This window comes from Sphingomonas guangdongensis (genome assembly GCF_900199185.1).
GTDB classification, from domain to species: Bacteria; Pseudomonadota; Alphaproteobacteria; order Sphingomonadales; family Sphingomonadaceae; genus Sphingomonas; species Sphingomonas guangdongensis.
Map to the genome: position 1 here is coordinate 455,014 of NZ_OBMI01000001.1, position 22,850 is coordinate 477,863.

The following is a 22,850-nucleotide window of genomic DNA, read 5'->3' on the forward strand; positions in this document are numbered from 1 at the left end:
GGTCGTCGGGGACAGGCTAGCAGCGGCGCCGCCGTCCGCAATCGGCAGGGCCGTACCGCGCACCTGATCGCTTCCCGTGCCCGATCGGTCCGACTACATGCGCACCCATGTCGCCAGCACCCGACCGATCCGCGCTGGAGGCCCGCTGGCTCGAACTGACCCGCGCGATCCTGCCGGCGCTGGCGGGCCCGCGCGGGTGGCCGGTGCGCTACGATCACTGCTTTCAGCGCATCCTGTTCGACGCGGCAACCGGGGGCGTGTGGTACGATGCCATCTCGAAGCGCCCGGCCTATCGGCACGCGAGCGACGCGGTACTCGATGAGGCCGTGCGCCTCGCGGAGGCGGTGGCGGACGGATCGGCGGACCTGCCCGCGCTCAACGATCGCTCGCTCGCCTGGCGCCGCGCGCGCAAGGCGGCCACGTGACGCCGGCGATCGCCTCCTCGCTCGGCAGCGTGCTGCCCTGGCTCGACCTGTTCGGGATCGCGGTGTTCGCCGCCTCCGGCGCGCTGGCGGCGACCGCGCGGGCGCAGACGCTGGTCACCGCCACCTTCTTCGCGCTGGTGACGGGGGTCGGCGGCGGGTCGGTCCGCGACCTGCTGATCGGCGCTCCGGTCTTTTGGGTGCAGGACCCGCGGGTCGCCGGCGTCTGCCTGTCGGCCGCGATCGTGATCTGGGTGACGCCCGAGCGTTGGTGGCGGGGTGCCGCGCTCGACTGGCTCGATGCGGTCGGCCTGGCCGCCTATGCCGTGTTCGGCGCGGCCAAGGCGCTGGCGTTCGGCGTCCCGCCGCTCCCCGCGGCGGTGATGGGGGTGGTCACGGCCTGCGTCGGCGGGATCATCCGCGACGTGCTGGCGGGCGAGCCGTCGATCCTGATGCGGCCGGAGCTGTACGTGACCGCAGCGGCACTCGCATCCGGTCTGTTCGTGGTGCTGACGGTGCTCGGCCTGCCGCCGCTTGCCGGGGCGTCGCTCGCGGCCGCCGCCGGCTTTCTGCTGCGCGCCGCCGCGATCCGGTGGCACCTCCGCCTGCCGGCCTACCGCGGCCGGCGCTAGGCCCGGACGACCCCCACCTCGGCGAACGGCCGCGGCTCGGCCGGCGGCACCGCGCTCTCGTTCAGCTGGCACTGCCAGAAGCCGACGTCGATCCAGCGGCCGTGCTTGAACCCGATCTCCCGGAACACGCCCGCGCGCCGGAACCCGGCCGCCTCGTGCGCGCGGATCGACGCATCGTTCGGGAGCGACAGCACGCCGATCGCCTGGGTGAAGCCCTGTGCGCGCAGCGTGTCGATCAGCGCCGCGTACAGCAGCCGCCCGACGCCCTGGCCGGCGACGGCACCGGCGACGTACACCGACGTCTCCACGACGTAGTGGTACGCCGGGCGCTCGCGGAAACGCGTGGCATAGGCGTAGGCGAGCACCCCGCCCGCTGCGTCGCCGTTGGTTGCGACCAGCCACGGGTAGAAACCGTCGGACGCCGCCATCCGCGCGCGCATGGTTCGCGCGTCGGGAGCGTCGCTCTCGAAGCTGACGGTGCCGCCCTGAACATAAGGCGCGTAGATCGCCGCGATGGCGGCGGCATCGTCCGGCCGGGCAGCACGAATGGCGATCATCCGAACAGCCGCGCGTAGAGCAGGTCGGCAAGCCGGAGGTCGGCACCGGCGCCGCGCGCTCCGCCGAGATTTGCGCACTCCAGGCAGCGCGCCTGCATCGCCGTCCCCGACGCGAGCCGCTGCGCATCGGCCAGCGCCTGCGCGAACACCGCCCGCCGGTCCGCCGACACGCGCGAGACCAGGTCAAGCGCCGCCGCCTCACCCGCATCGGAATCGCGCGACAGCGCCTCGGCGAGCGTCGCGCGCCAGCCGCCGTCCTTCTCCAGGTAGAGCGCGTGGACATTCTTGGGATCGAGCCGGGCGCGGCGCGCCGCCTCCGCCACCGCATCGTCGATCCCGCCGAACCGGTCGACCAGTCCGATCTGGCGGGCCGTGCCACCGTCCCAGACGCGTCCCTGCGCAATCTCGTTGACGCGCGCGGGTGGCAGGCGGCGGGTCTGCGCGACCAGCGCGATGAAGCGGCCGTACGACTGTTCCACCCCCGCCTGGAGGATGGCGTCGAGCTGCGGCGAGAAGCCGGCAATGACGTCCGGCTGCCCCGACAGCGGGGTGGTTGCGACTCCGCCGGCGGTCACGCCGATCTTCGCCAGCGCGTTCTCGAAGCTCGGCAGTACCGCGAACACGCCGATCGATCCGGTGACCGTGTTCGGCTCGGCAAAGATCTGATCGCCCGCGGTGGCGATCCAATAGCCCCCAGACGCCGCCAGCCCCGCCATCGACACCACCACGGGCAGGCCCTGCGCCTTCGCCTGCAGCACCGCCTGGCGGATGTCCTCGGACGCGGTGACCGATCCCCCGGGCGAGTCGATCCGCACCACCAGCGCCTTCAGCTGGCGCTTGGCGAGGCCGTCGAGCACCAGCTTGGTGATCGTGGTGCTGCCGGCGGTGCCGGCGGCGCCCTCGCCGTCGACGATCTCGCCCGACACGGTGATCACGCCGATCGCGTCGCCGGTCGTCGGCAGCGGATGGGCAGCGACCCAGTCGGCGAGGCGAATGGTGGCGAAGCTTCCCGCCGTCCGCTCCTTGCCCGCACCGACCAGCGCTGCCACCCGCTTGCCGAACGCCAGCCGGTCGCCTTCGCGGTCGACCAGGCCGTAGGCGCGGTTCATCGCGCTGATGTCGCCGCGCGCGGCCTGCACCACCGCTGCCGGCCGTGCGATCACCTCCGCGATCCGCGCCTTGGGCCGGGCGCGCGCGACATTCTCGCGCCAGCGCTCGAAGATCGCGCCGTAGAGTGCCTGGTCCGCGGCGCGAGCGGGATCGGACGGCCCGGTCTGCGTGTACGGCTCCACCGCCGACTTGAACTGCCCGACGCGGTAGACGTGGACGGTGACGCCCAGCCGGTCGATCAGCCCCTTGTAGTAGAGCTGCGATCCGCCCGGTCCCATGAACAGCGTGCCGCCGTTGGGATTGACCCACACCTCCGACGCGTTCGCCGCCAGCAGGTAGGAGCTGTCCATGTAGGCGGTCGCATAGGCGAGCACCGGCTTGCCGCTTGCGCGTACCCGGCCGATCGCCTCCGCCACGTCGGCGACCGTCGCCGGGTAGCCGCCGAGGAAGCGGTCGAGGTCCAGCACCACCGCCTTGACCCGCGCGTCGCCGCGCGCGGCATCCAGCGCGCGGATCACGTCGCGCGCGCGGATGTCGCGCAACGCACCGCCGCCGCTCAGCGTCGCGAACGGATCGACCTGCGCCGGCTGCTCGACCAGCCGCCCGGCGAGATCGAGCACCAGCGCGCCCTCCCCAACCGTGCGCGCGGTCGGACGCGCGTTCAGCGCGGCGAACAATAGGCCGAAGAACAACAGCATGAAGGCGAGGACGAGAAAGTCCTTAACCCCGACCAGCAGCTTCCACGTACCCCGAACCAGTCTCACCAGCGCACCCCTGTCATGGACGGCTGCGACGCTAGTCGATGGCGGAAGGGAGGGCAACGCTCTGTATTAGGGATGCAACACAGAACAGCCGCGATCGAGCTGACACCTGTCACGCGATCGTCGCTTGTAACGGCTAGGGCGACCGTTATCGCAGGAACTTTTCCAATGGCCGCATCGCGCCTCGCCATGACCCTTGACGCTGAAGCCACGCTTCCACATATGGCCGTTGTTGGCACTCCCCGACGGTGAGTGCCAAACGCACCTTTCAGTTCTTAAAAGGGTAACGCGCATGAACTTTCGTCCGCTGCACGACCGCGTGCTCGTCCGCCGTGTCGAAGCCGAGGAGAAGACCGCCGGAGGGATCATCATCCCCGACACCGCCAAGGAGAAGCCGCAGGAGGGTGAAGTCGTCGCCGCCGGCACCGGCGCCAAGGCCGACGACGGCAAGGTCACCCCGCTCGACGTGAAGGCCGGCGACCGCATCCTGTTCGGCAAGTGGTCCGGCACCGAGGTCAAGGTCAACGGCGAGGACCTGCTGATCATGAAGGAAAGCGACATCCTGGGGATCGTCGGCTGATCAATACCGCCATCCCGGCGAACGCCGGGATCTTTCACGAGTAGCGCGGCACCTGCCGCACAGACCCCAGCTTCCGCTGGGGTGACGAACAGAAGGAAGAGCCACCATGGCAGCCAAGGACGTCAAGTTTTCCCGCGATGCGCGTGAGCGCATCCTGAAGGGCGTCGACATTCTCGCCGACGCCGTGAAGGTCACGCTGGGGCCGAAGGGCCGCAACGTCGTGATCGACAAGAGCTTCGGCGCGCCGCGCATCACCAAGGACGGTGTGACGGTCGCCAAGGAAATCGAGCTCAAGGACAAGTTCGAGAACATGGGCGCGCAGATGGTGCGCGAGGTGGCGTCCAAGACCAACGACGTCGCCGGCGACGGCACCACCACCGCAACCGTGCTCGCCCAGGCGATCGTGCGCGAGGGCATGAAGTCGGTTGCGGCCGGCATGAACCCGATGGACCTGAAGCGCGGCATCGACCTCGCGGTCGGCAAGGTCGTCGAGGACATCAAGTCGCGCTCCAAGCCGGTGTCCGGTTCGCAGGAAGTCGCGCAGGTCGGCATCATCTCCGCCAACGGCGACCGCGAGGTCGGCGAGAAGATCGCGGAAGCGATGGAGAAGGTCGGCAAGGAAGGCGTCATCACCGTCGAGGAGGCCAAGGGCCTCGAGTTCGAGCTGGACGTCGTCGAGGGCATGCAGTTCGACCGCGGCTATCTGTCGCCTTACTTCATCACCAACCCGGAGAAGATGACGGTCGAGTTGAACGACCCGTACATCCTGATCCACGAGAAGAAGCTCTCCAACCTGCAGGCGATGCTTCCGATCCTGGAAGCCGTCGTCCAGTCGGGTCGTCCACTCCTCATCATCGCCGAGGACATCGAGGGCGAGGCGCTCGCCACGCTCGTCGTGAACAAGCTGCGCGGCGGCCTGAAGGTCGCGGCCGTCAAGGCGCCGGGCTTCGGCGATCGCCGCAAGGCGATGCTGGAGGACATCGCGATCCTGACCAAGGGCGAGGTGATCTCCGAGGATCTCGGTATCAAGCTGGAGAGCGTGACGCTCAGCATGCTGGGCACCGCCAAGCGCGTGTCGATCGACAAGGACAACACCACCATCGTCGACGGTGCGGGTGAGGCCGATGCGATCCAGGGCCGCGTGGGTGCGATCCGCCAGCAGATCGAGGTGACCACCAGCGACTACGACCGCGAGAAGCTCCAGGAGCGTCTCGCCAAGCTCGCCGGCGGCGTCGCCGTGATCAAGGTCGGCGGTGCGTCCGAGGTTGAGGTGAAGGAGCGCAAGGACCGCGTCGACGACGCGCTGCACGCGACCCGCGCCGCGGTCGAAGAGGGCATCGTTCCCGGCGGTGGCACCGCGCTCCTCTACGCGACCAAGGCACTCGAGGGGCTGTCCGGCGCCAACGAGGACCAGACCCGCGGTGTCGACATCGTCCGCAAGTCGCTGACCGCGCTGGTTCGCCAGATCGCCAGCAACGCCGGCCACGACGGCGCCGTTGTTTCGGGCAAGCTGCTTGACGGCAACGACACGACGCTCGGCTTCAACGCGGCGACCGACACCTACGAGAACCTGGTTCAGGCCGGCGTGATCGATCCGACCAAGGTGGTGCGCACCGCGCTGCAGAACGCGGCGTCGGTCGCGGGACTGCTGATCACCACCGAGGCGACCGTCGCCGAGCTGCCGGAAGACAAGCCGGCGCCTGCCATGGGTGGCGGCGGCATGGGCGGCATGGGCGGCATGGACTTCTGATTTTCGACCGGGGCAGCGAGAGCTGCCCCGGACAGAAAATCAGAACGGCCAGCCGGCGGCAACGCCGTCCGGTCTGACGTCAGGACGGCGGCTTTGCCGCCGTCCGACCGAAACAAGCAGAAGGGGCCGGTGGCACACGCTACCGGCCCCTTTCGCCTATCACCCGTTAACCATCCCGCAGCACGCCGCGGCTAAACTCCCCCGCGATGCGTCGCGCCCTCGCCCCGCTCGCCTGCCTGCTCGGCGGCCTGCTGCTGTTCCTGCTGGTGTTCCCCGCGGGCGCGCTCCGGATCGACAATCCGGGCTGGTTGATCCGCGGCAGTGACAACGGCGAGAATGCACTGGGGCTCCACGCCTGGCTCCATGATGAGGCGGCGAGCCTGCGCCCACACACGACGCTGCTGAACGCGCCGGAGGGCGTGCCGCTGCTCTTCACCGACAGCAACCCGCTGGTCGCACTGCTCGCGGCGCCGGCCGCCAGACTGCTCCCCGCGGACGCACAACTGGTCGGGCCGTGGATCCTGCTCTGCTTCGTTCTGCAGCTCGCCTTCGCCTACCTGCTGCTGCGCCCGCACGCGCCCGGACGGCTCGCCCTAGTGATGGGCACGCTGCTGCTCGCCGCACTCCCGACGCTGTTCAACCGCTTCATCCACGCCAACCTCCTGGCGCACTGGCTGATCCTCGCCGCGCTGTGGCTGTTCGTCGATCCGCGCCGCGCCGGGCGACACGCGGCGTGGGCGGCGCTGCTCGCGATCACGGTGCTGGTCCACAGCTACCTACTCGTCATGGTCGCGGCGATCTGGGGTTCGGCGATGCTGGAGCGGTTCGTCGCGACTCTGCGCGAACGCGGGCGACTGATCGCGGCCGCTGCCGCCTCGCTGGCGCTGGTGGCGGCAATCGCGCTGTGGCTCGGGGCCGGTGGTGCCTTCCAGTCGACCGGCAGCTATGGTGCCTTTGCGCTGCCGCTCGACGCGCTGTGGAACCCCGGCAACCCCGCCTACTCGACGCTGCTCCCCGCGACCCCGCAGCGAGAGGCGCGCGGGTTCGAGGGGTTCCAATATCTCGGCGCCGGCCTGCTACTGCTGCTCCCGGTTGCGCTGGGGCTGGCGCTGCGCGGCCCTGCACCCGCCGCCACCGATCGGCTCGTCCTCGCCCGGCTGCGCTGGCTGCTGCCTGCGCTCGCGGTGCTGACGCTGGTGGCGGTCAGCAACTTCCCGGATGTCGCAGGGACGCGCCTGCCGCGCTTCCCGCTGCCGGACGCGCTTGCCCCCGTGCTGGACAGCATGCGCGCGTCGGGCAGGCTGTTCTGGCCGGCGGCCTACACGCTGGTGTTCGCCGCGCTTCTCCTCGCCTTCCGCCTGCCGGCCCGCCGCTCGGGCCTGCTGCTCGCTGTGCTGCTCGGCATCCAGGCGCTGGACCTGTCGAACATGTGGGCGACGATCCGGCTGGCTAATGCGGAAGCGGCGACCACGCGGCTGTACGCCCGGACCCGCGATCCGCGCTGGGACCTGGTGATTACGCGCGCACGGGACATCAGCTTCGTGCCCGCCGACGTCACCCGTGACCTCGCGCTGTTCCAGGAGGTCGCATGGCGGGCGGCCAAGTCCGGAAAGCCGGTCCGCACTGTCTACGCCGCGCGGGTCGGCAAGGCGACCGCTGAGCGCCACACCCGCGAAGCGGCCGACTTCGCGGCGGGGCGGCTGGTGCCGGGACGACTGTACGTGCTGATCGACGGCGCGGTGGCACCGGCTGGTGTGCGGACGCTGGTGCTGGATAGGGTGCGGCTCGTACAACGATAACCGTCACTCCAGCGCAGCGAAGGCTGGCGTCCATCTCTGGTGCGGCCGGAGGTGCCGTCACCTTCCCTCGCGACAGACATGGATGCCAGCGGGCGTTGGCATGACAGTCCTGATCCGTCACCCCGGCCTTGAGCCGGGGTTCATCGTGCCGCGGGCGCTTCAACGGTTAGGGAGCGAAGCGGCTGCCGAAGCATGGATCCCGGATCAAGTCCGGGATGACGGATCATTGCCCCACGCTCACTCCCCCGCCCGGCTTCGCCGGGTCGGTGCGTGAAAGTCCGGCGGCTTGTTCGCCACCCACTTGAGGAAGCGCTGCACGTCCTTGCGCTCGCGCAGCGCATCGAGCTTCGGGTAGACCCGCGCCAGGTCGGCATTTCCGACCAGCGCGTGGATCGTGCGGTGGCAGATCGGGTGCACCGGCGCCGTCTCCACCCCGCCCTCGCTCTTGGGCACAACATGGTGCCACTCGACCTTGCGCCCGAGCGGACGGCCGCACAGCGCGCAGGCGAGCGGCTCGGTCGCGGCAGCGGGGATGACGCCGGCGGCCATCGCCGCCTTGCGCTTCACCCGGCCGGAGGTCACGCCTTCTTCAGCGCCTCGATGATCTTCTTGACTTCCTGGCTGCGGCCGCGCGGCAGGATCAGCACATCATTGCCGCTCGCAACCACGATCAGGTCCTTCACCCCGACCAGCGCGACCCGCACGCCGTCGGTCTTAACGAAGCAGCCCGCCGTGTCGACCGCGATCACCTCGCCCGCGTGGGCGTTGCCGCCGTTGTCGCGCTCGCTGATGGCGTGGAGCGCGTCCCAGCTGCCAAGGTCGCTCCATCCCATCGACACCGGCACGACCGCGACCCGCCCCGCCTTCTCCATGACCGCATAGTCGATCGAGTCTGAAGGCGATCGCGCAAAGGCGTCGGCGTCCGGCCACACCCGCACGCCCTCCCGGCGAGCGCCGTCCATTGCCGCCCCTGCGGCATCGACCATCGGCCCCGACTCGCGGCCCAGCACCTCCAGATAGCGATCGGCGCGGAACAGGAAGATGCCCCCGTTCCAGGCGTGCCCGCCTTCCGCCAGCATCGCCTGCGCACGCTCGATCGGCGGCTTCTCGACGAAACGCTCGACCCGGTGCACGCCGCCGGCGATCTCCTCGGCGATCTTGATCCAGCCATAGCCGGTTTCCGGCGCATCGGGCGTGATCCCGAAGGTGACGAGCCAGCCCTCCGCGACCAGCGGCAGTGCCGCCTCGATCGCGCGGTGGAAGGCGGCCACGTCGGCGATGACGTGATCCGACGGCATCACCAGCAGCGGCGCGGCCCCGCCGCCGGCCGCGATCGCGGCAAGCGCGATGGCGGGCGCGGTGTTGCGGCCGACCGGTTCCAGGATCAGCGCGGACGGCGCCATGCCGACGGCGGACAGCTGCGCCTCCACCTCGTCGGCGTGGGCGGCGTTGGCGACCACGATCGGTGCCGCGAAGCGCTCGCCCCCGGGCGTGCGCTGCGCCGTCAGCTGGAGCATCGTCTCCTCGGCCGTGAGCGCCAGCAGCTGCTTTGGCCGCTCGGGCCGCGACATCGGCCACAGCCTGGTCCCCGATCCGCCCGACAGGATGACAGGCACGATCGTCTGCGTCTCACTCATGTCCAGCTGTGCCCCCTAATTCCCCACGCGAGGACCGCGCCGGTACGCGGCCGAAACGATCGAGCTTCATCCACGTTCCGCCGGTCCTTAGCAAATTGTTCGCCTATTTGCGCCACAGCAATCGCCGTGTCGGCAGGCTTTACACCTCTTTCCCGATCGGCGGCGCCGCGATGATCAGGCTGTTCAAGCATTACATTCCCAACGCCGTGCTCCTGCTCGGGCTGTTCGACCTCATTCTGCTGATGCTCTCGGCGGAGCTCGGCTGGACGATCCGCGCCGGGCAGCTCGGCATGCTGGTGGAGCCGCTCCACACCCGGCTGCCGCAGCTGGTGAGCTTCGCCGCGACGCTGCAGATCGCAATGGTCGCGGTCGGCGTCTACGGTGCCGAGTCGCTGCAATCGATCCGCTACGCGGCGGTGCGGCTGTCGGTCGGCATCGCGATCGGCATCATCTTCCTCAGCGCCGTGTTCTTCATCCTGCCCCAGCTGAGCCTGTGGCGCTCCAACCTGTTCTACGCGATGTTCCTCGCGATCGCGGCGCTGATCGTGGTGCGGCTGCTGCTCGGCAAGACGCTCGGCAGCCAGGCGTTCAAGCGCCGCGTCGTGGTGCTGGGTGCCGGCCCGCGCGCCGCGCGCCTCAAGCAGCTCGCCGGCAAGCCCGGCTCCGGCTTCGTCGTCGTCGGCTATGTGTCGATGAGCGAGAGCAACCGGGTCATTCCGGAGGCGATCGCGCGCGACGCGATCTACAACCTCGCCGATCACGTCGTGCTGCTGAACGCGAGCGAGGTGGTGCTGGCGCTGGAGGAGCGGCGCAACGCGCTGCCGCTCAAGGATCTGGTCCGCATCAAGACCGCCGGCGTCCACGTCAACGACACCTCCACCTTCCTGGAGCGCGAGACGGGCCGCGTCGACCTCGACAGTGTCAATCCGTCGTGGCTGATCTTCTCCGACGGCTTTTCCTCCGGCCGCATGCTGTCCAGCATCTTCAAGCGGCTGTTCGACATTGGCGCGAGCGTGGTGCTGCTGGTGCTCACGCTGCCGCTCATCCTGCTGACCGCGATTGCCGTGAAGCTGGAGAGCAAGGGCCCCGCCTTCTACCGTCAGCCCCGGGTCGGACTGTACGGAACGGTCTTCACCTGCCTCAAGCTGCGCTCGATGCGGACGGATGCCGAGCTCGCCGGAAAGGCGGTCTGGGCGGAAAAGGACGATCCGCGCATCACCCGTATCGGCCGGATCATCCGCAAGCTCAGGATCGACGAGCTGCCGCAGTGCTGGTCGGTACTGAAGGGCGAGATGAGCTTCGTCGGTCCGCGTCCCGAGCGCCCGCAGTTCGTCGACGATCTGGAAACGCAGATGCCCTATTATGCGGAACGGCACATGGTGAAGCCGGGCATCACCGGCTGGGCGCAGATCAACTACCCCTATGGCGCCTCCATCGACGATGCGCGGCAGAAGCTAGAGTACGACCTCTACTACGCCAAGAACTACTCGCCGTTTCTCGACCTCCTGATCCTGCTGCAGACCATTCGGGTGATCCTGTGGCCCGAAGGCGCACGCTGAGGCGGGCGTGAGCGCCGCCCTGATCCTGTGGAGCCACGCGCTTGCCGGGCTGATGTTCACGGCCGTCGCGCTGTGGGCGACCCGGCGCAGCGGCTGCACGCTCCCGCGCTGGCCACTCGTCCTGGCGCTCGTGCTGGCGGGCGTCTGGGCGCTGAGCGTCGCGGGGCTCGGCGGCGCCGATCCGGGCACGCAGATCGCCGCCGCGCTCCGCAATCTTGCGAGCCTCGGGTTCCTGCTCGCGCTCGGCAGCGCTCGCGACAGCGCGGTCCCGCGCGGGACGGGGCCGATCTACGGTGTGGTCGCACTGGTGGTCGTCGCCCAGGCGCTGCTGTCGCTCGCCGCCGCCACCCTGCCGCCGACCCGGATCGCCGCCGACCTGGCGACCGGCGCCGCGCTGCTGCGGATGATGATCGACGTCGCGGCGCTGCTGCTCGCCCACGGCGCCTACGCCGGTCACCGGCGCGGTGACGTGCGGCTCCTCGCCGGCGGCTTTGGGCTGCTCTGGCTGAGCGATCTGGCGCTGACGACGGGCGCGTATCTGACCGGCGACTGGCTGTCGCCGCTGCTGACGGTGAGGGGCGTGACCGCGGCGGCGACCGCCCTGCTCGCCGCCGCGGCCCTGCAGCGCGACGACCGCCGCCCGCTCGCGGTGTCGCGGACGGTCGCGCTCCAGTCCATGTCGTTTCTGGCGATCGGCGGCTATTTCGCGCTGCTCGCGGTCGTCACCAGCGCCTTGTCGGCACTCGGCGGCAGCCACGCCCGCCTGCTCCAGACGGCGTTCGTGGTCGGCTCGGCGGCAGCCGTGCTGACGCTGATGTCCTCGCCCTGGCTGCGCAGCTGGGCCAAGGTAAAGGTCGCCAAGCACCTTTTCACCCACCGCTACGACTACCGCACCGAATGGCTGCGCTTCACCGGCACGCTGGGCGCGCCGGGGCAGGACATGGGGCTGGAGGAGCGCGTGGTGAAGGCGGTCGCGGACCTGACCGAATCTCCCGCCGGACTGCTGCTAGTCCGCGACGGCCCGGCGCTGGGCGCGGCGAGCGGGTGGCACTGGGAGGGGGCGGCCGGTCCCGCGTCGGCCGGTTTCGTCGCGCAGCTGGAGGCGAGCGAGCGGATCGTCGAACTCGACGCGCTCCGCCGGTCGAGCGGCGACGTCGACGGTGCAGCGACCGTGCCCGACTGGCTGCGCGCGGAACCGAGCGCCTGGGCGGTGGTGCCGCTCCTTCACCTTGGCACGCTGGTGGGAGCGATCGTGCTCGCGCGCCCGGCGCTCGATCGCGCGCTCGACTGGGAAGATTTCGATCTGCTGCGCATCGCAGGGCGCCAAGTCGCGAGCTATCTGGCGGAAGCACGCGCGCAGGACTCGCTTGCGCAGAACCAGCGCTTCGACGAGTTCAACCGCCGCTTCGCCTTCATCGTCCACGACATCAAGAACTTGGCGAGCGGGATCAAGCTGGTCGCGCGCAACGCGGAGCGGCACGCCGACAATCCGGCCTTTCGCGACGACATGGTCGCGACGCTGCAGGACTCCGCGGCCAAGATGAACGCGCTGCTCGCCCGGCTCTCCGCCAACCACCGCGCCCGCGCGGCGGTGCCGGTCCCGACCGCGATCCTGCCCGTCCTCGACCGCCTCGCCGCCGCGCGCCGCGCGACCCATCCCATCCAGGTGGAGGGTCGAGGCGACGTCCTCGCGCACACCGACGCCGCTCGGCTGGAGCAGGTGATCGGCCACCTGCTGCTGAACGCGATCGAGGCGAGCGCTGCCGACAGCCCGGTGCTCCTCTCGGTCACGGAAGCGGACGACAGCTGCGTGGTGACGGTGGCGGACCGCGGCTGCGGCATGTCGCCCGCCTTCGTCCGCGACGAGCTGTTCCGCCCCTTCCACTCCTCCAAGCCCGGGGGCTTCGGCATCGGCGCGTTCGAGGCGCGCCAGCTCGCAGAGGGCATGGGTGCGCGGATCGAAGTGGAGAGCGCACTTAAGCTTGGCACCACGTTCCGCCTGCTCCTGCCCCGCGCCGCCGCTCCTGCGATGGATCAAGCCGCATGACCCCGAAGACCCTGCTGATCGTCGAGGACGATCTCGCCCTTCAGCGCCAGCTGCGCTGGGCCTATGACGGCTACCGCGTGCTGGTCGCCGCCGACCGCGACGAGGCGCTGACGCTGCTGCGCGCCGAGGAGCCGGCGGTCGTGACCCTCGACCTGGGCCTGCCGCCCGATCCAGACGGCACGAGCGAGGGCTTCGCGACGCTCGCCGCCATGCTCGCGCTCAAACCCGATCTGAAGGTCATCGTCGCGTCTGGGCACGGCGCGCACGAGAGTGCGCTGCGCGCTATCGCCGAAGGCGCGTACGACTTCTACGCCAAGCCGATCGACATCGACGCGCTCGGGCTGATTGTCGCCCGCGCCTTTCACGTCCACGCACTGGAGGCGGAAAACCGCCGCCTGGCGGAGCGTGCCGCCGGTACGACCGCGCTCGGCGGCCTCATCACCGCGTCTCCTGAAATGCTCAAAGTCACCCGCACGATCGAGCGGGTGGCGAGCGCCGACGTCTCCGTGCTGCTGCTCGGCGCGTCCGGCACCGGCAAGGAACTGCTCGCCCGCGGGCTGCACGAGGCGAGCGGCCGCCGCGGCGCGTTCGTCGCGATCAACTGCGCCGCGATCCCCGAGACGCTGCTCGAGAGCGAGCTGTTCGGGCACGAGAAGGGCGCTTTCACCGGCGCGGTCAAGACCGTCGAGGGCAAGATCGAGCAGGCGCACGGCGGCACGCTGTTCCTGGACGAGATCGGCGACGTGCCGCTGCCGCTCCAGGTCAAGCTGCTGCGTTTCCTCCAGGAACGCGTGATTGAGCGGATCGGGGGCCGGCGCGCGATCCCGATCGACACGCGGGTGGTGAGTGCGACGCACCGCGACGTCGATCAGATGGTCGCCGCCGAGCGCTTTCGCGAGGACCTCTACTACCGCTTGGCGGAGATCGTGGTTCGCATCCCATCCCTTGCCGAGCGGCCGGGCGACGCCGGCCTGCTCGCGCGAGCCTTTCTCGCCAAGCACACGGCCGGCGTGAAGGGCGCCGCGACCGGCTTCGCGCCCGACGCGCTCGCCGCGATCGACGCTCATCCCTGGCCCGGCAACGTCCGCGAGCTGGAGAACCGGGTCAAGCGCGCAGCGATCATGGCGGACGGCGCGCGCGTCACCGCCGCCGACCTCGATCTCGGCCAGCCGGCCGACGGCGCAACTCCCATCAACCTGCGTGCGGTGCGCGAGGCCGCCGATCGCGGCGCGATCCGCCACGCGCTCGCCCGCGCCGACGGCAACATCTCCGGCACCGCCCGCCTGCTCGGGATCAGCCGTCCGACCCTCTATGATTTGATGAAGGCCTATGACCTCCAGCCCTAGGCGCCTGTTGCTGCTCGCGCTGCTCGCGACGCTCGCTGCCTCGCCGGTGCACGCCGACGCCGGCGGTGCCGCGGCGCTGATCCGGACCGCGCAGGACGCGCTTGCGCACGGCCGCTACACGGTCGCGCGCCAGGCCGCGCGCGCGGCGGTCGCCGCCGCCAACGCCAGCGCCGCCGCGCACCTGGCGCTCGCGCGCGCGGCGCTGGGCGAGGGCGACGGCATCACCGCCGAGGCCGAGGTCGCGCGCGCCCGCGCGCTGGGCGCCGCAGCAGCGGCGACCGCGCCGGAGCTCGCCCGGGCACGGCTGCTACAGGGCGACAACAGCCAGGCGCTGGCAATCGCGAAGACCGCCGCGCCCGGCGCGTGGGTTGCGGGGCTCAGGGTGCAGGCCGGCGCGCTCGCCGCCGCGGGCAATCCCGGCGCCGCCGACGTGCTGCTCCGCGACGCGCTGCGCCGGGCGCCCCGCGACGTGGCGCTGCTGGTCGACGTCGGCCGCTTTCGCCAGAGCGTCGGCGACGTCGCGGGCGCGATCGACGTCGCTGCCCGCGCGGTGGCGCTCGATCGCACCAACGCCGCCGCGCTGCTGCTCCGCGCCCAGCTGGTCCGCGACCAGTTTGGGCTCACCGCCGCGCTCCGCTGGTACGCCGCGGCCCGCCGGTCCGATCCCAACAACTACGCCATCCTGATCGATCAGGCGGCGACGCTCGGCGACGCCGGCCAGGCCACCGCCATGCTCGCCGCCACCCGCGCCGCGCTTGCCGTCCGGCCGGGCGACCCGCAGGCGCTCTACCTGCTGGCGGTGCTGGCGGCGCGCGGCGGCAAGCCCGCGCTCGCCCGCGACCTCTTGGAGCGGACCGGCGGCGCGCTGGAGGATCAGCCCGCCGCGCTGCTCCTCCGCGCCACGCTCGACCTCGCCGACGACGATCATGAACAGGCAGTGGCGACGCTCCGTCACCTGGTTGCGCTGCAGCCGATGAACATCCAGGCGCGCCAGCTGCTCGCGACCGCGCTCCTCGGCAGCGAAGATGCGGCCGGCGCGCTGGAGGTACTGCGCCCGGTCGCGCTGCGCAGCGACGCCGACAGCTTTAGCTTGACGCTCGCGGCTCGCGCGTTCGAGGCGGCGGGCGACCGCATCGCCGCGGCCGAGCAACTCGACCGCGCGGCTCTTCCGGCACGCGGGGCCGCCACCAGCTTCGACACCGATGAGAGCGTGCCGGTGCTCGCCGCCGCCGCCGCGCGCGATCCTGACGGCGAGCCGAGCACCGCGATCCCGCTGATCCGCGGCCTGCTCGACGCGGGCGACGGCGCAGGAGCGCTCGCCCGTGCACAGCGGGTCGCCGATGCCAACCGCGGCGCGCCAGGAGCGGCGATCGTGCTCGGCGACGTGCTGATGACGCTGCGCCGCCCGGCGGAGGCCGCCGCCGCCTATGCGCGCGCTGCGAGCCTGGTGTTCGACGAGCCAACGCTGCTCCGCCTGACGGAGGCGCGCGAGGCCGCGGGCGACCGCGCCGGTGCCGCCGCCGCGCTCGCACTGTTCCTCCAGCAGAACCCACAGTCGGTCGCCGCGCGTCGGCTGGCGGCGCACTGGCAGATCGCCGACGGCGCCTACCCGGACGCCATCGACACGCTGGAGGGCCTGCGCGCCCGGCTCGGCAACCGCGACGCCGCGCTGCTGGCGGAGCTGTCGTTCGCCTATGACGGCGCCGGCAACCACGCCGCCGCGCGCTCCTTTGCCGCCGCAGCCTACGCCCTTGCGCCGCTGAACGCCGCCGCGGCCGACGCCTACGGCTGGAGCCTGTACGGCACCGGCGATGCTGGCGGCGCGCTCCAGCTGCTCGGCAAGGCGGTGGCGCTCGCTCCAACCCACGCGACGATCCGCTGGCATCTGGCGCAGCTCTACGCCGACCTCGGCCGCCCGGCCGACGCGCGGGCGCAGGTTGCGCTCGCGCTCAGGGACCCGCGCTTCGGCGAGCGGAGTGCGGCGGGCGACCTCCTGAAGCGGCTCGGCTAGATCTGTCATCCCAGCGAAGGCTGGGATCCACTTCTGTCACGATTCACCGTGACGTCAGCCGACCTCGCCACAGACATGGATGCCAGCCTACGCTGGCAAGACGGTCTATCTTCCGGCGGCGACTCTCCCTACCCACGCCCCATGTCCGATCCGCTCGCCCGCATCGCCGCCGCGCTGGAGCGGCTCGCGCCGCCACCGCCCGCCTCGGCCAATCCGCTCGCTCACCCGGCCTATCTGTGGAGCGGGGAGGCGCTAGCCGCGGCGCGCGCGCACCGGCCGCTGCCGCTCGCGCTCCTGACCGGCATCGACGCGCAAAAAGCGGCGCTCGTCGCCAACCTCGGTCGGCTCGCGGCCGGGCACGCCGCGCACGATGTCCTGCTGTGGGGTGCGCGCGGCACCGGCAAGTCGGCGGTGGTCGCCGCGGCAGTCGCGGCGGTCGGCGACGCGCTCGCGCTGGTGGAGGTGGCCGCACCTACGCTCGACGGCCTGCCCCGACTGTTCGACCTGCTCGCGCCCGTGCCGCGCGCCTATGCCGTGTTCGTCGACGATCTGGGCTTTGCGTCGCCGGCGGAGGCGCGGCAGCTGCGCTCGCTGCTGGAAGGCGGAGCGGAGAGCCGGCCCGCGAACGTCCGCCTGTTGGTCACCTCCAACCGCCGCCACCTGATGCCGCGCGACCTGGAAGAGCAGGGCAGCGCCATCAATCCGCGCGACGCGGTCGACGATGCGCTGGCGCTCGCCGATCGCTTCGGGCTGAGCCTCGGGTTTCACGCGATCGATCAGGACACCTACCTCGCGATCGTCTCAGCCTATGCCGCGGCCTATTACTTGCCGTTCGATCCGGCGGACGCGGTCGGCTGGGCGACCCGGCGCGGCAGCAGCTCCGGGCGGGTCGCCTGGCAATATGCGGTCGAGTTGGCCGGCCGCAGCGGCAAGCCACTCCCGAACGCTTGACAGCGCGACACCAGCCCGCTGCACTCGGGTCCGATGGCACGCATCGGCGAACTAGACATCCCCGACCGGCTCGCCCCCGCCGTGCCGCACTGGGTGAGCGAGATCGGCTTCGGCCTGTCGTGCGCCGCGCTCTACTACGTCTTCCGGGCGCTGGTAGACCTGGCGGTGCCCGGCGGCGCGCCGTTCGCGCTGCTGTTCCCCGCGGTCGCGCTCGCCACCCTGTTTGGCCGCTGGCGCGCCGGCAGCCTGACGGCCGCGCTCACGATCACCTATGTCTCGGGGGTCTATTACCCCACCCGCGGGCTACAGCCGACCGCGACCATGGCGATCAGCGTCGGGGCGGTCGTCGTCGCCGCAGGCGGCCTGATCGCGATCTGCGACCTGTTCCGCCGCGCCGTGCGCCGCGCCGCAGAGGAGCGCGACCGCGAAATCGCCGAGCGCGACCTGTTCCTCGCCGAGTTCGACCACCGGGTGAAGAACAATTTCGCCCTGGTCCAGAGCCTGCTGGAGCTGCAGCGTCGCCGCAGTCCCGAGCCCGCGACGCAGGAGGCGCTCGGCACCGCGCTTACCCGCGTCGAGAGCATCGCCCGCGCGCACCGCCACCTCTACCGCGGATCGTCGGCCGGCGTGGTCGAGATGCGCGATTACCTGGGCGACCTGTGCGCGGCGCTGGCAGACTCGCTGTTCCTGCACGGCACGATCCAGCTGCGCTGCACGGCCGACGCCACCGCCATGCCGCGTGACCGGGCGGTCTCGATCGGGCTGGTCGTCAACGAGCTGGTGACGAATGCGGTCAAGCACGCCTTCACCGGCCGCGACCGCGGCACCATCGAGGTCAGCTTCCGCAACGACGGCCGCAGCTGCACCCTGAGCGTCGCCGACGACGGCATCGGGACGGACGCGGCCGGCGCCCCGGCGAGCGACGGCGGGCTCGGATCGCGGCTGCTCGATGCCTTCGCGCGGCAAGCAGGCGGCAAGCTCCACACCGACAGCGACCGGACGGGCACGCGCGTGACGCTGGACCTGAGCGAGCGGTAGCCGACATGCGGCAGAGGGTCTGCCGCTCAGGCCAGCGCCTCCAACTGCTCGGCCAGCTCCAGCCAGCGCAGCTCCGCGTCGTCTTTCTCCGCCCGCGCCGCCGCGATCGCCTTCATCAGCTGGTCGAACTTCGCCGGATCGCGCGCGTAGAGCGCCGGATCGGCGAGCAGCGCCTCGTCGCGCGCGACCGCGGCGTCGAGCTCCTCGATCCGCTTCGGCAGCAGCTCATAGTCGCGCTGGTCCTTGTAGCTGAGCTTGGCGCGCCCCGCCGGCTTGGGCGGCGGCGGCAGCGCGGCCTTGCTCGCCGACTTGCCGACCACCCGCACGCGCCGCTTCGCCTCCCAGTCGGCGTAGCCGCCCGGCACCACGTCCACCGACCCCGACCCGTCGAGCCCGAGCGTGACGGTCACCGTCCGATCGAGGAAATCGCGGTCGTGGCTGACGATCATGACCGTGCCCGCATAGTCTGCGATCACCTCCTGCAGCAGGTCGAGCGTCTCCAGGTCGAGGTCGTTGGTCGGCTCGTCGAGCACCAGCAGGTTGGACGGCCGCGCGAACTCGCGCGCGAGCAAGAGGCGCGAGCGCTCGCCGCCCGACAGCGTACCGACCTTTGCGTCGACCAGATTGGCGTCGAACAGGAAGTCCTTGAGATAGCCGACGATGTGCTTCTTGGTGCCCAGCACCTCGATCCACTCGCCGCCATCGGCCAGGACGTCGCGGACCGTCTTCTCGGGCGCCATCAGCTTGCGCTGCTGATCGATGACGATGCCGTCGAGCGTCTGCGCGAGCCGCACGCTGCCCTCGTCCGGCACAAGCTCGCCGGTCAACAGTCGGAGCAGCGTCGTCTTGCCCGCCCCGTTCGCACCGACGATCCCCAGCCGGTCGCCGCGGGTGACGCGCAAGGACAGGTCCTTGATGATCGTGCGCTCGCCGAAGCGCTTGGTCACGCCCTTGGCGTCGATCACCACCTTGGTCTTGGCGTCGTCGGCACCGATCGCGATCGCGGCGGCACCCTGCGGACCCTGCATCGCCGCACGTTCGGCGCGCATCTCCTTCAGCTTGGCGAGCCGGCCCTGGTTGCGGCGGCGGCGGCCGGTGACGCCGCGCTGGAGCCAGTGCTCCTCGATCTTCAGCTTCGCATCGAGCCGCTGGGCGTTGCGCTCCTCCTCCGCATACACCTGTTCGGTCCATGCCTCGAACCCGCCGAAGCCGACCTCGGCCCGGCGGATGGTGCCGCGGTCGAGCCACAGCGTCTGACGGGTGAGCCGCGTCAGGAAGGTGCGGTCGTGGCTGATCACGACGAACGCGCCGGTGAAGCGCTGGAGCCAGCCCTCCAGCCATTCGATGGCGGCGATGTCGAGGTGATTGGTCGGCTCGTCGAGCAGCAGCACGTCCGGCTCCATCGCCAGCGCCCGCGCGATCGCAGCGCGCCGGCGCTCGCCACCGCTCGCGGTCGCCGCCTCGCGCGACAGGTCGATGCCGAGCTGATCGGCGACCGCCTCCACCTCGTGGCGCTCGGGGGCTTCGTCGCCGCTCAGTGCGAAGTCGCGGAGCGTTGCGAACCCGTCCACTCGTGGGTCCTGCTCGAGCAGCACGACGCGGGTACCCGGCACGATCGTGCGCCGGCCCTGGTCGCCCTCGATGGTGCCGGCGATCAGCTTCAGGAGCGTCGTCTTGCCCGCCCCGTTGCGCCCGATCAGCGCGAGCCGATCCCGCTCACCGATGTAGAGGTCGAGATCACGAAACAGCCAGCCCGATTCCTGGACGAGACCGAGCCCTTCATAGGCGAGAGTTGGTGCGGGCATGGCCGCGCGAGCTAACGATTTAGCAAAGCTAAATCGAGCCTAAAGCGCGGCCCGGCCGGCCTCGCTTAAGCGAGGGCCGACGACGCGGCTTTGCCGCGGCGGGCCTCTCACCACCGCTGCTGCCGTCACGGGAGCAAGTCCCGTGACGTCGACCGGGCCTGTTGGCCCGTCGGCCGAGCTTGCGCGTGGCGGTGGCTCGGCATCGGCGCCCCACCGCCGCGCTGCGCCGCCGCGCTGCGTCATTCACAGGCTGTTCAATCCGCCGCCCCTATGCCAACGCCCGACATGACGATGATTTCGGCCGTTTTCCTCCTGCTCGGCGCTCCGCCTGTGCCGCTTGCCGCGCTGCTGCCAGTGTCGCAGCACCGGCGCGGCGACCACGACGACGCGCTGCACGCGCGCAAGCAGGGTCGCCTGCTCCCGGTGGGGGAGATCGAGCGACGGATCGTGCCGCAGATGCGCGGCGCCCGGTACATCGGGTTCGACTTCGATGCGGGCAGCGCGGTTTACACGCTGAAGTTCCTGCGCGAAGGGCATGTGATCTGGGTCAGTGTCGATGGCCGCTCGGGCACGGTGATCGGCCGCGCCGGCGGCTGAGGCGGCGAACAAGGGGAGAAGAGCCGGGATGCGCGTGCTGATCGTCGAGGACGAGCCAAATTTGGGCCAGCAGCTTCGCAACACGCTGGAGGGCGCGGGCTACGCCGTCGACCTCGCGACCGACGGCGAGGAAGGGCACTTTCTCGGCTCGACGGAGGAATATGACGCGATCATTCTCGACCTCGGCCTGCCGGAGGTCGACGGGCTGACGGTGCTCGATCGCTGGCGCAAGGAAGGGCGCGCAGCGCCCGTGCTGGTGCTGACCGCGCGGGACAGCTGGTCGGACAAGGTGGCGGGGCTCGACGCGGGCGCGGACGATTACGTCGCCAAGCCGTTTCAGACGGAAGAACTGATCGCTCGGCTGCGCGCGCTGATCCGCCGCGCGTCCGGTAACGCCTCCGCCGAGCTGACCGCGGGCGACATCCGCCTCGACACGCGCTCGGGCAAGGTCACCCGCGCGGGCGAGCCGGTGAAGCTCACCGCGCAGGAGTACAAGCTGCTGAGCTACCTCCTCCACCACAAGGGCAAGGTGGTCAGCCGCACCGAGCTGATCGAGCACATCTACGACCAGGACTTCGACCGCGATTCGAACACGATCGAGGTGTTCGTGACGCGCATCCGCAAGAAGCTCGGCCAGGACGTGATCACCACCATCCGCGGCCTCGGCTACAGCCTGGACGAGCCGGACGCGCGGCCCGCGGTGTGACGGGCGGACTTCGCCATCCATGCTCAACCGTTTGTTTCGAGTAGCCGTCGAGCTTGTCGAGACGGCGTCTCGAGAAATCTTGAGCGCTGGGCCGACCTCTAGATACGCGCTCTCGACTACGCTCGATCGTTATTCGAGGCGATTGATTGAAGGCGGGTGGACATGACCGACACCGCCACCTTGCCAGATACCCCCCGCGCCTACGTCCGCGTGACCGGCTCGCTGTCGCGGCGCATGATCGTCATCGCGAGCGCGTGGATCATGGTGCTGCTTGCCGGCGGCGGCTTCCTGCTCGACCGGGTGCTCACGTCCGCGATCAGCACCTCGTTTGACGACCAGATCGGCTTTCTGCTCAACACCATGCTGGTGACGGCGGAGATCGGGCCGGAAGGGGAAGTCCGCTTCAGCCGCGAGCTCGCCGACCAGCGCTTTCTGGAGCCCAACTCCGGCCTCTACTACCAGGTGAGCGGCGCGGGGTACGAGACCTTTCCCTCCCGCTCGCTGTGGGACCGGACGCTCCGGGTCACGGGCTCCAAGGCGGACGTCGAACCGCGCCTCTACAACAGCACCGAGTTCCCGGGCGAGAAGCTGCGCGTGATCGAGCGCGACGTGCGCCTGCCGGGCTCGCCGGTGCGCTGGCGCTTCCAGGTCGCCGCCAGCCGTGCCCCGCTCGACGAGCAGATCCTGGTGCTGCGCCGCATCCTGGTGCGCAGCTTCGTGCTGCTCGGCTTCGGCCTGATCGTGATGGTCGCGCTCCAGACGCTCTACGGCCTCCGCCCGCTGCGCACGGTGCGCCTGCAGATCCAGCGAATGCGCGCGGGCAAGTCGACCCGGGTCGAGGGCGACATGCCGGCCGAGATCGCGCCGATGGTGGAGGAGCTGAACGGCCTCATCGCCCACAACGAGCGTCAGGCGGAGGAGGCGCGTCGCCACGCCGGGAACCTCGCCCACGCGCTCAAGACGCCGCTGACCGTCATCATGAACGCCGCCGCGGCGGGCCAGGCGGACCTGTCCGCGACCGTGATCCGCGAGGCGCGAACGATGCGCCGGCAGGTCGACCACCACCTCGCCCGCGCCCGCGCAGTCGGCCGCCGCGGAAGCGCGCATAGCCGGGCGGCGGTGTGGCCGAGCGTCGAGGCGGTCGAGCGCGCGGTCGCCCGTCTTTATCCGAACGCCCGCATCGACGTCGACGGTGCCAAGGACCTGCACGCGCACATCGAGCGACAGGACCTGGACGAGATCCTGGGCAATTTGGTCGAGAATGCCGCCAAGTACGGCGGCGGCAGCGTGTTCGTGACCGTTCGCGCCGAAGCCGGCTTCGTCGAGCTGATGGTCGAGGACGACGGCGCCGGCATTCCGGAGGCGGACCGCATCCGCATCTTCGACCGCGGCGTCCGGCTTGATTCGGGAAAACCCGGCACCGGGCTCGGCCTCGCCATCGTCCGCGACGTGGCGGAGATCTACGAGGGCACCGTCAGCCTGGAGGAGAGCGAGGATCTGGGTGGGCTGCTCGTGCGCTTGCGGCTGCCGCTCGCGACCTGA

General features: G+C 70.8%; 19 protein-coding genes. 14 read left to right on the forward strand and 5 right to left on the reverse strand.

The window, feature by feature from the left end; translation table 11 throughout:
• The first annotated feature begins 107 nt into the window (after positions 1 to 107).
• Positions 108 to 425 carry a GCN5-related N-acetyltransferase gene (locus tag CRO12_RS02140; RefSeq protein WP_097062369.1) on the forward strand — a complete coding sequence of 106 codons (318 nt, stop codon included), beginning with the start codon at positions 108 to 110 and terminating at the stop codon, positions 423 to 425.
• Entirely contained in the window at positions 422 to 1,054 is a 633-nt protein-coding gene (locus CRO12_RS02145; RefSeq protein WP_097062370.1) for a trimeric intracellular cation channel family protein, read from the forward strand. The genes CRO12_RS02140 and CRO12_RS02145 overlap by 4 nt, the downstream gene beginning before the upstream one ends.
• On the opposite strand, the gene CRO12_RS02150 is transcribed toward CRO12_RS02145, so the two are convergent.
• Both CRO12_RS02150 and sppA read right to left on the reverse strand, forming a co-directional pair.
• Positions 1,051 to 1,611, reverse strand: a complete 561-nt coding sequence (locus CRO12_RS02150) for a GNAT family N-acetyltransferase (protein ID WP_097062371.1) — start codon at positions 1,609 to 1,611, stop codon at positions 1,051 to 1,053. The two genes, CRO12_RS02145 and CRO12_RS02150, sit on opposite strands and share 4 nt — an antisense overlap.
• Positions 1,608 to 3,485, reverse strand: a complete 1,878-nt coding sequence (gene sppA / locus CRO12_RS02155; RefSeq protein WP_097062372.1) for a signal peptide peptidase SppA — start codon at positions 3,483 to 3,485, stop codon at positions 1,608 to 1,610. The genes CRO12_RS02150 and sppA overlap by 4 nt, the downstream gene beginning before the upstream one ends.
• Positions 3,486 to 3,774: 289 nt before the next feature.
• Here sppA and groES point away from each other — a divergent pair, with 289 nt between their 5' ends.
• From groES to CRO12_RS02170, 3 genes are all read left to right on the forward strand, one after another.
• Positions 3,775 to 4,062 (forward strand): co-chaperone GroES, encoded by a 288-nt coding sequence (groES, locus tag CRO12_RS02160; protein WP_097062373.1) that lies wholly within the window; start codon positions 3,775 to 3,777, stop codon positions 4,060 to 4,062.
• A gap of 106 nt (positions 4,063 to 4,168) precedes the next feature.
• Positions 4,169 to 5,812, forward strand: a complete 1,644-nt coding sequence (gene groL, locus CRO12_RS02165; protein ID WP_097062374.1) for a chaperonin GroEL — start codon at positions 4,169 to 4,171, stop codon at positions 5,810 to 5,812.
• Positions 5,813 to 6,018: 206 nt separating this feature from the next.
• Positions 6,019 to 7,611, forward strand: a complete 1,593-nt coding sequence (locus CRO12_RS02170) for a DUF6311 domain-containing protein (RefSeq protein ID WP_097062375.1) — start codon at positions 6,019 to 6,021, stop codon at positions 7,609 to 7,611.
• Between the two features lie 237 nt (positions 7,612 to 7,848).
• Here the strand turns inward: CRO12_RS02170 and CRO12_RS02175 are convergent, their stop codons facing one another.
• Both CRO12_RS02175 and CRO12_RS02180 read right to left on the reverse strand, forming a co-directional pair.
• Positions 7,849 to 8,160, reverse strand: coding sequence for an HNH endonuclease family protein (locus CRO12_RS02175; RefSeq protein ID WP_097063283.1), 312 nt, complete (start codon positions 8,158 to 8,160; stop codon positions 7,849 to 7,851).
• Positions 8,161 to 8,189: 29 nt separating this feature from the next.
• Positions 8,190 to 9,248, reverse strand: a complete 1,059-nt coding sequence (locus tag CRO12_RS02180; protein ID WP_097062376.1) for a mannose-1-phosphate guanylyltransferase/mannose-6-phosphate isomerase — start codon at positions 9,246 to 9,248, stop codon at positions 8,190 to 8,192.
• Positions 9,249 to 9,418: 170 nt separating this feature from the next.
• On the opposite strand from CRO12_RS02180, the gene CRO12_RS02185 reads away from it, so the two are divergent.
• The 6 genes from CRO12_RS02185 (at position 9,419) to CRO12_RS02210 (ending at position 18,200) form a co-directional block, all read left to right on the forward strand.
• A complete protein-coding gene (locus tag CRO12_RS02185) occupies positions 9,419 to 10,807 on the forward strand; it encodes a TIGR03013 family XrtA/PEP-CTERM system glycosyltransferase (RefSeq protein WP_097063284.1) in 1,389 nt (462 codons plus the stop codon).
• Between the two features lie 7 nt (positions 10,808 to 10,814).
• Entirely contained in the window at positions 10,815 to 12,854 is a 2,040-nt protein-coding gene (gene prsK / locus CRO12_RS02190) for an XrtA/PEP-CTERM system histidine kinase PrsK (RefSeq protein ID WP_245858118.1), read from the forward strand.
• Positions 12,851 to 14,200 carry a PEP-CTERM-box response regulator transcription factor gene (gene prsR / locus CRO12_RS02195; protein WP_097062377.1) on the forward strand — a complete coding sequence of 450 codons (1,350 nt, stop codon included), beginning with the start codon at positions 12,851 to 12,853 and terminating at the stop codon, positions 14,198 to 14,200. The genes prsK and prsR overlap by 4 nt, the downstream gene beginning before the upstream one ends.
• Positions 14,184 to 16,211 carry a tetratricopeptide repeat protein gene (locus CRO12_RS02200; RefSeq protein ID WP_097062378.1) on the forward strand — a complete coding sequence of 676 codons (2,028 nt, stop codon included), beginning with the start codon at positions 14,184 to 14,186 and terminating at the stop codon, positions 16,209 to 16,211. The genes prsR and CRO12_RS02200 overlap by 17 nt, the downstream gene beginning before the upstream one ends.
• A gap of 141 nt (positions 16,212 to 16,352) precedes the next feature.
• Positions 16,353 to 17,162 (forward strand): DUF815 domain-containing protein, encoded by an 810-nt coding sequence (locus CRO12_RS02205; RefSeq protein WP_097062379.1) that lies wholly within the window; start codon positions 16,353 to 16,355, stop codon positions 17,160 to 17,162.
• 33 nt (positions 17,163 to 17,195) lie between these two features.
• Positions 17,196 to 18,200, forward strand: a complete 1,005-nt coding sequence (locus tag CRO12_RS02210) for a sensor histidine kinase (RefSeq protein WP_097062380.1) — start codon at positions 17,196 to 17,198, stop codon at positions 18,198 to 18,200.
• A gap of 26 nt (positions 18,201 to 18,226) precedes the next feature.
• On the opposite strand, the gene CRO12_RS02215 is transcribed toward CRO12_RS02210, so the two are convergent.
• Positions 18,227 to 20,005, reverse strand: a complete 1,779-nt coding sequence (locus tag CRO12_RS02215) for an ABC-F family ATP-binding cassette domain-containing protein (protein ID WP_097062381.1) — start codon at positions 20,003 to 20,005, stop codon at positions 18,227 to 18,229.
• Positions 20,006 to 20,290: 285 nt separating this feature from the next.
• Between CRO12_RS02215 and CRO12_RS02220 the strand changes: the two genes are divergently transcribed.
• The 3 genes from CRO12_RS02220 to CRO12_RS02230 all read left to right on the forward strand — a co-directional run bounded on the left by CRO12_RS02220 (position 20,291) and on the right by CRO12_RS02230 (position 22,850).
• Positions 20,291 to 20,602 carry a hypothetical protein gene (locus tag CRO12_RS02220; RefSeq protein ID WP_097062382.1) on the forward strand — a complete coding sequence of 104 codons (312 nt, stop codon included), beginning with the start codon at positions 20,291 to 20,293 and terminating at the stop codon, positions 20,600 to 20,602.
• Positions 20,603 to 20,630: 28 nt separating this feature from the next.
• Complete coding sequence (locus CRO12_RS02225) at positions 20,631 to 21,308, forward strand: response regulator transcription factor (RefSeq protein WP_097062383.1); 678 nt, start codon at positions 20,631 to 20,633, stop codon at positions 21,306 to 21,308.
• A gap of 162 nt (positions 21,309 to 21,470) precedes the next feature.
• Entirely contained in the window at positions 21,471 to 22,850 is a 1,380-nt protein-coding gene (locus CRO12_RS02230) for a sensor histidine kinase (protein ID WP_245858120.1), read from the forward strand.

Bases quoted from the DNA above. Each gene is read 5' to 3' on its own strand.
- groL (WP_097062374.1), top strand. From the start codon at position 4,169: ATGGCAGCCAAGGACGTCAAGTTTTCCCGCGATGCGCGTGAGCGCATC.
- CRO12_RS02180 (WP_097062376.1), bottom strand. From the start codon at position 9,248: ATGAGTGAGACGCAGACGATCGTGCCTGTCATCCTGTCGGGCGGATCG.
- CRO12_RS02185 (WP_097063284.1), top strand. From the start codon at position 9,419: ATGATCAGGCTGTTCAAGCATTACATTCCCAACGCCGTGCTCCTGCTC.
- CRO12_RS02170 (WP_097062375.1), top strand. From the start codon at position 6,019: ATGCGTCGCGCCCTCGCCCCGCTCGCCTGCCTGCTCGGCGGCCTGCTG.
- CRO12_RS02230 (WP_245858120.1), top strand. From the start codon at position 21,471: ATGACCGACACCGCCACCTTGCCAGATACCCCCCGCGCCTACGTCCGC.
- CRO12_RS02205 (WP_097062379.1), top strand. From the start codon at position 16,353: ATGTCCGATCCGCTCGCCCGCATCGCCGCCGCGCTGGAGCGGCTCGCG.
- CRO12_RS02175 (WP_097063283.1), bottom strand. From the start codon at position 8,160: ATGGCCGCCGGCGTCATCCCCGCTGCCGCGACCGAGCCGCTCGCCTGC.
- CRO12_RS02150 (WP_097062371.1), bottom strand. From the start codon at position 1,611: ATGATCGCCATTCGTGCTGCCCGGCCGGACGATGCCGCCGCCATCGCG.
- CRO12_RS02140 (WP_097062369.1), top strand. From the start codon at position 108: ATGTCGCCAGCACCCGACCGATCCGCGCTGGAGGCCCGCTGGCTCGAA.
- CRO12_RS02215 (WP_097062381.1), bottom strand. From the start codon at position 20,005: ATGCCCGCACCAACTCTCGCCTATGAAGGGCTCGGTCTCGTCCAGGAA.
- CRO12_RS02220 (WP_097062382.1), top strand. From the start codon at position 20,291: ATGACGATGATTTCGGCCGTTTTCCTCCTGCTCGGCGCTCCGCCTGTG.
- prsR (WP_097062377.1), top strand. From the start codon at position 12,851: ATGACCCCGAAGACCCTGCTGATCGTCGAGGACGATCTCGCCCTTCAG.
- CRO12_RS02225 (WP_097062383.1), top strand. From the start codon at position 20,631: ATGCGCGTGCTGATCGTCGAGGACGAGCCAAATTTGGGCCAGCAGCTT.
- CRO12_RS02200 (WP_097062378.1), top strand. From the start codon at position 14,184: ATGACCTCCAGCCCTAGGCGCCTGTTGCTGCTCGCGCTGCTCGCGACG.
- groES (WP_097062373.1), top strand. From the start codon at position 3,775: ATGAACTTTCGTCCGCTGCACGACCGCGTGCTCGTCCGCCGTGTCGAA.
- CRO12_RS02210 (WP_097062380.1), top strand. From the start codon at position 17,196: ATGGCACGCATCGGCGAACTAGACATCCCCGACCGGCTCGCCCCCGCC.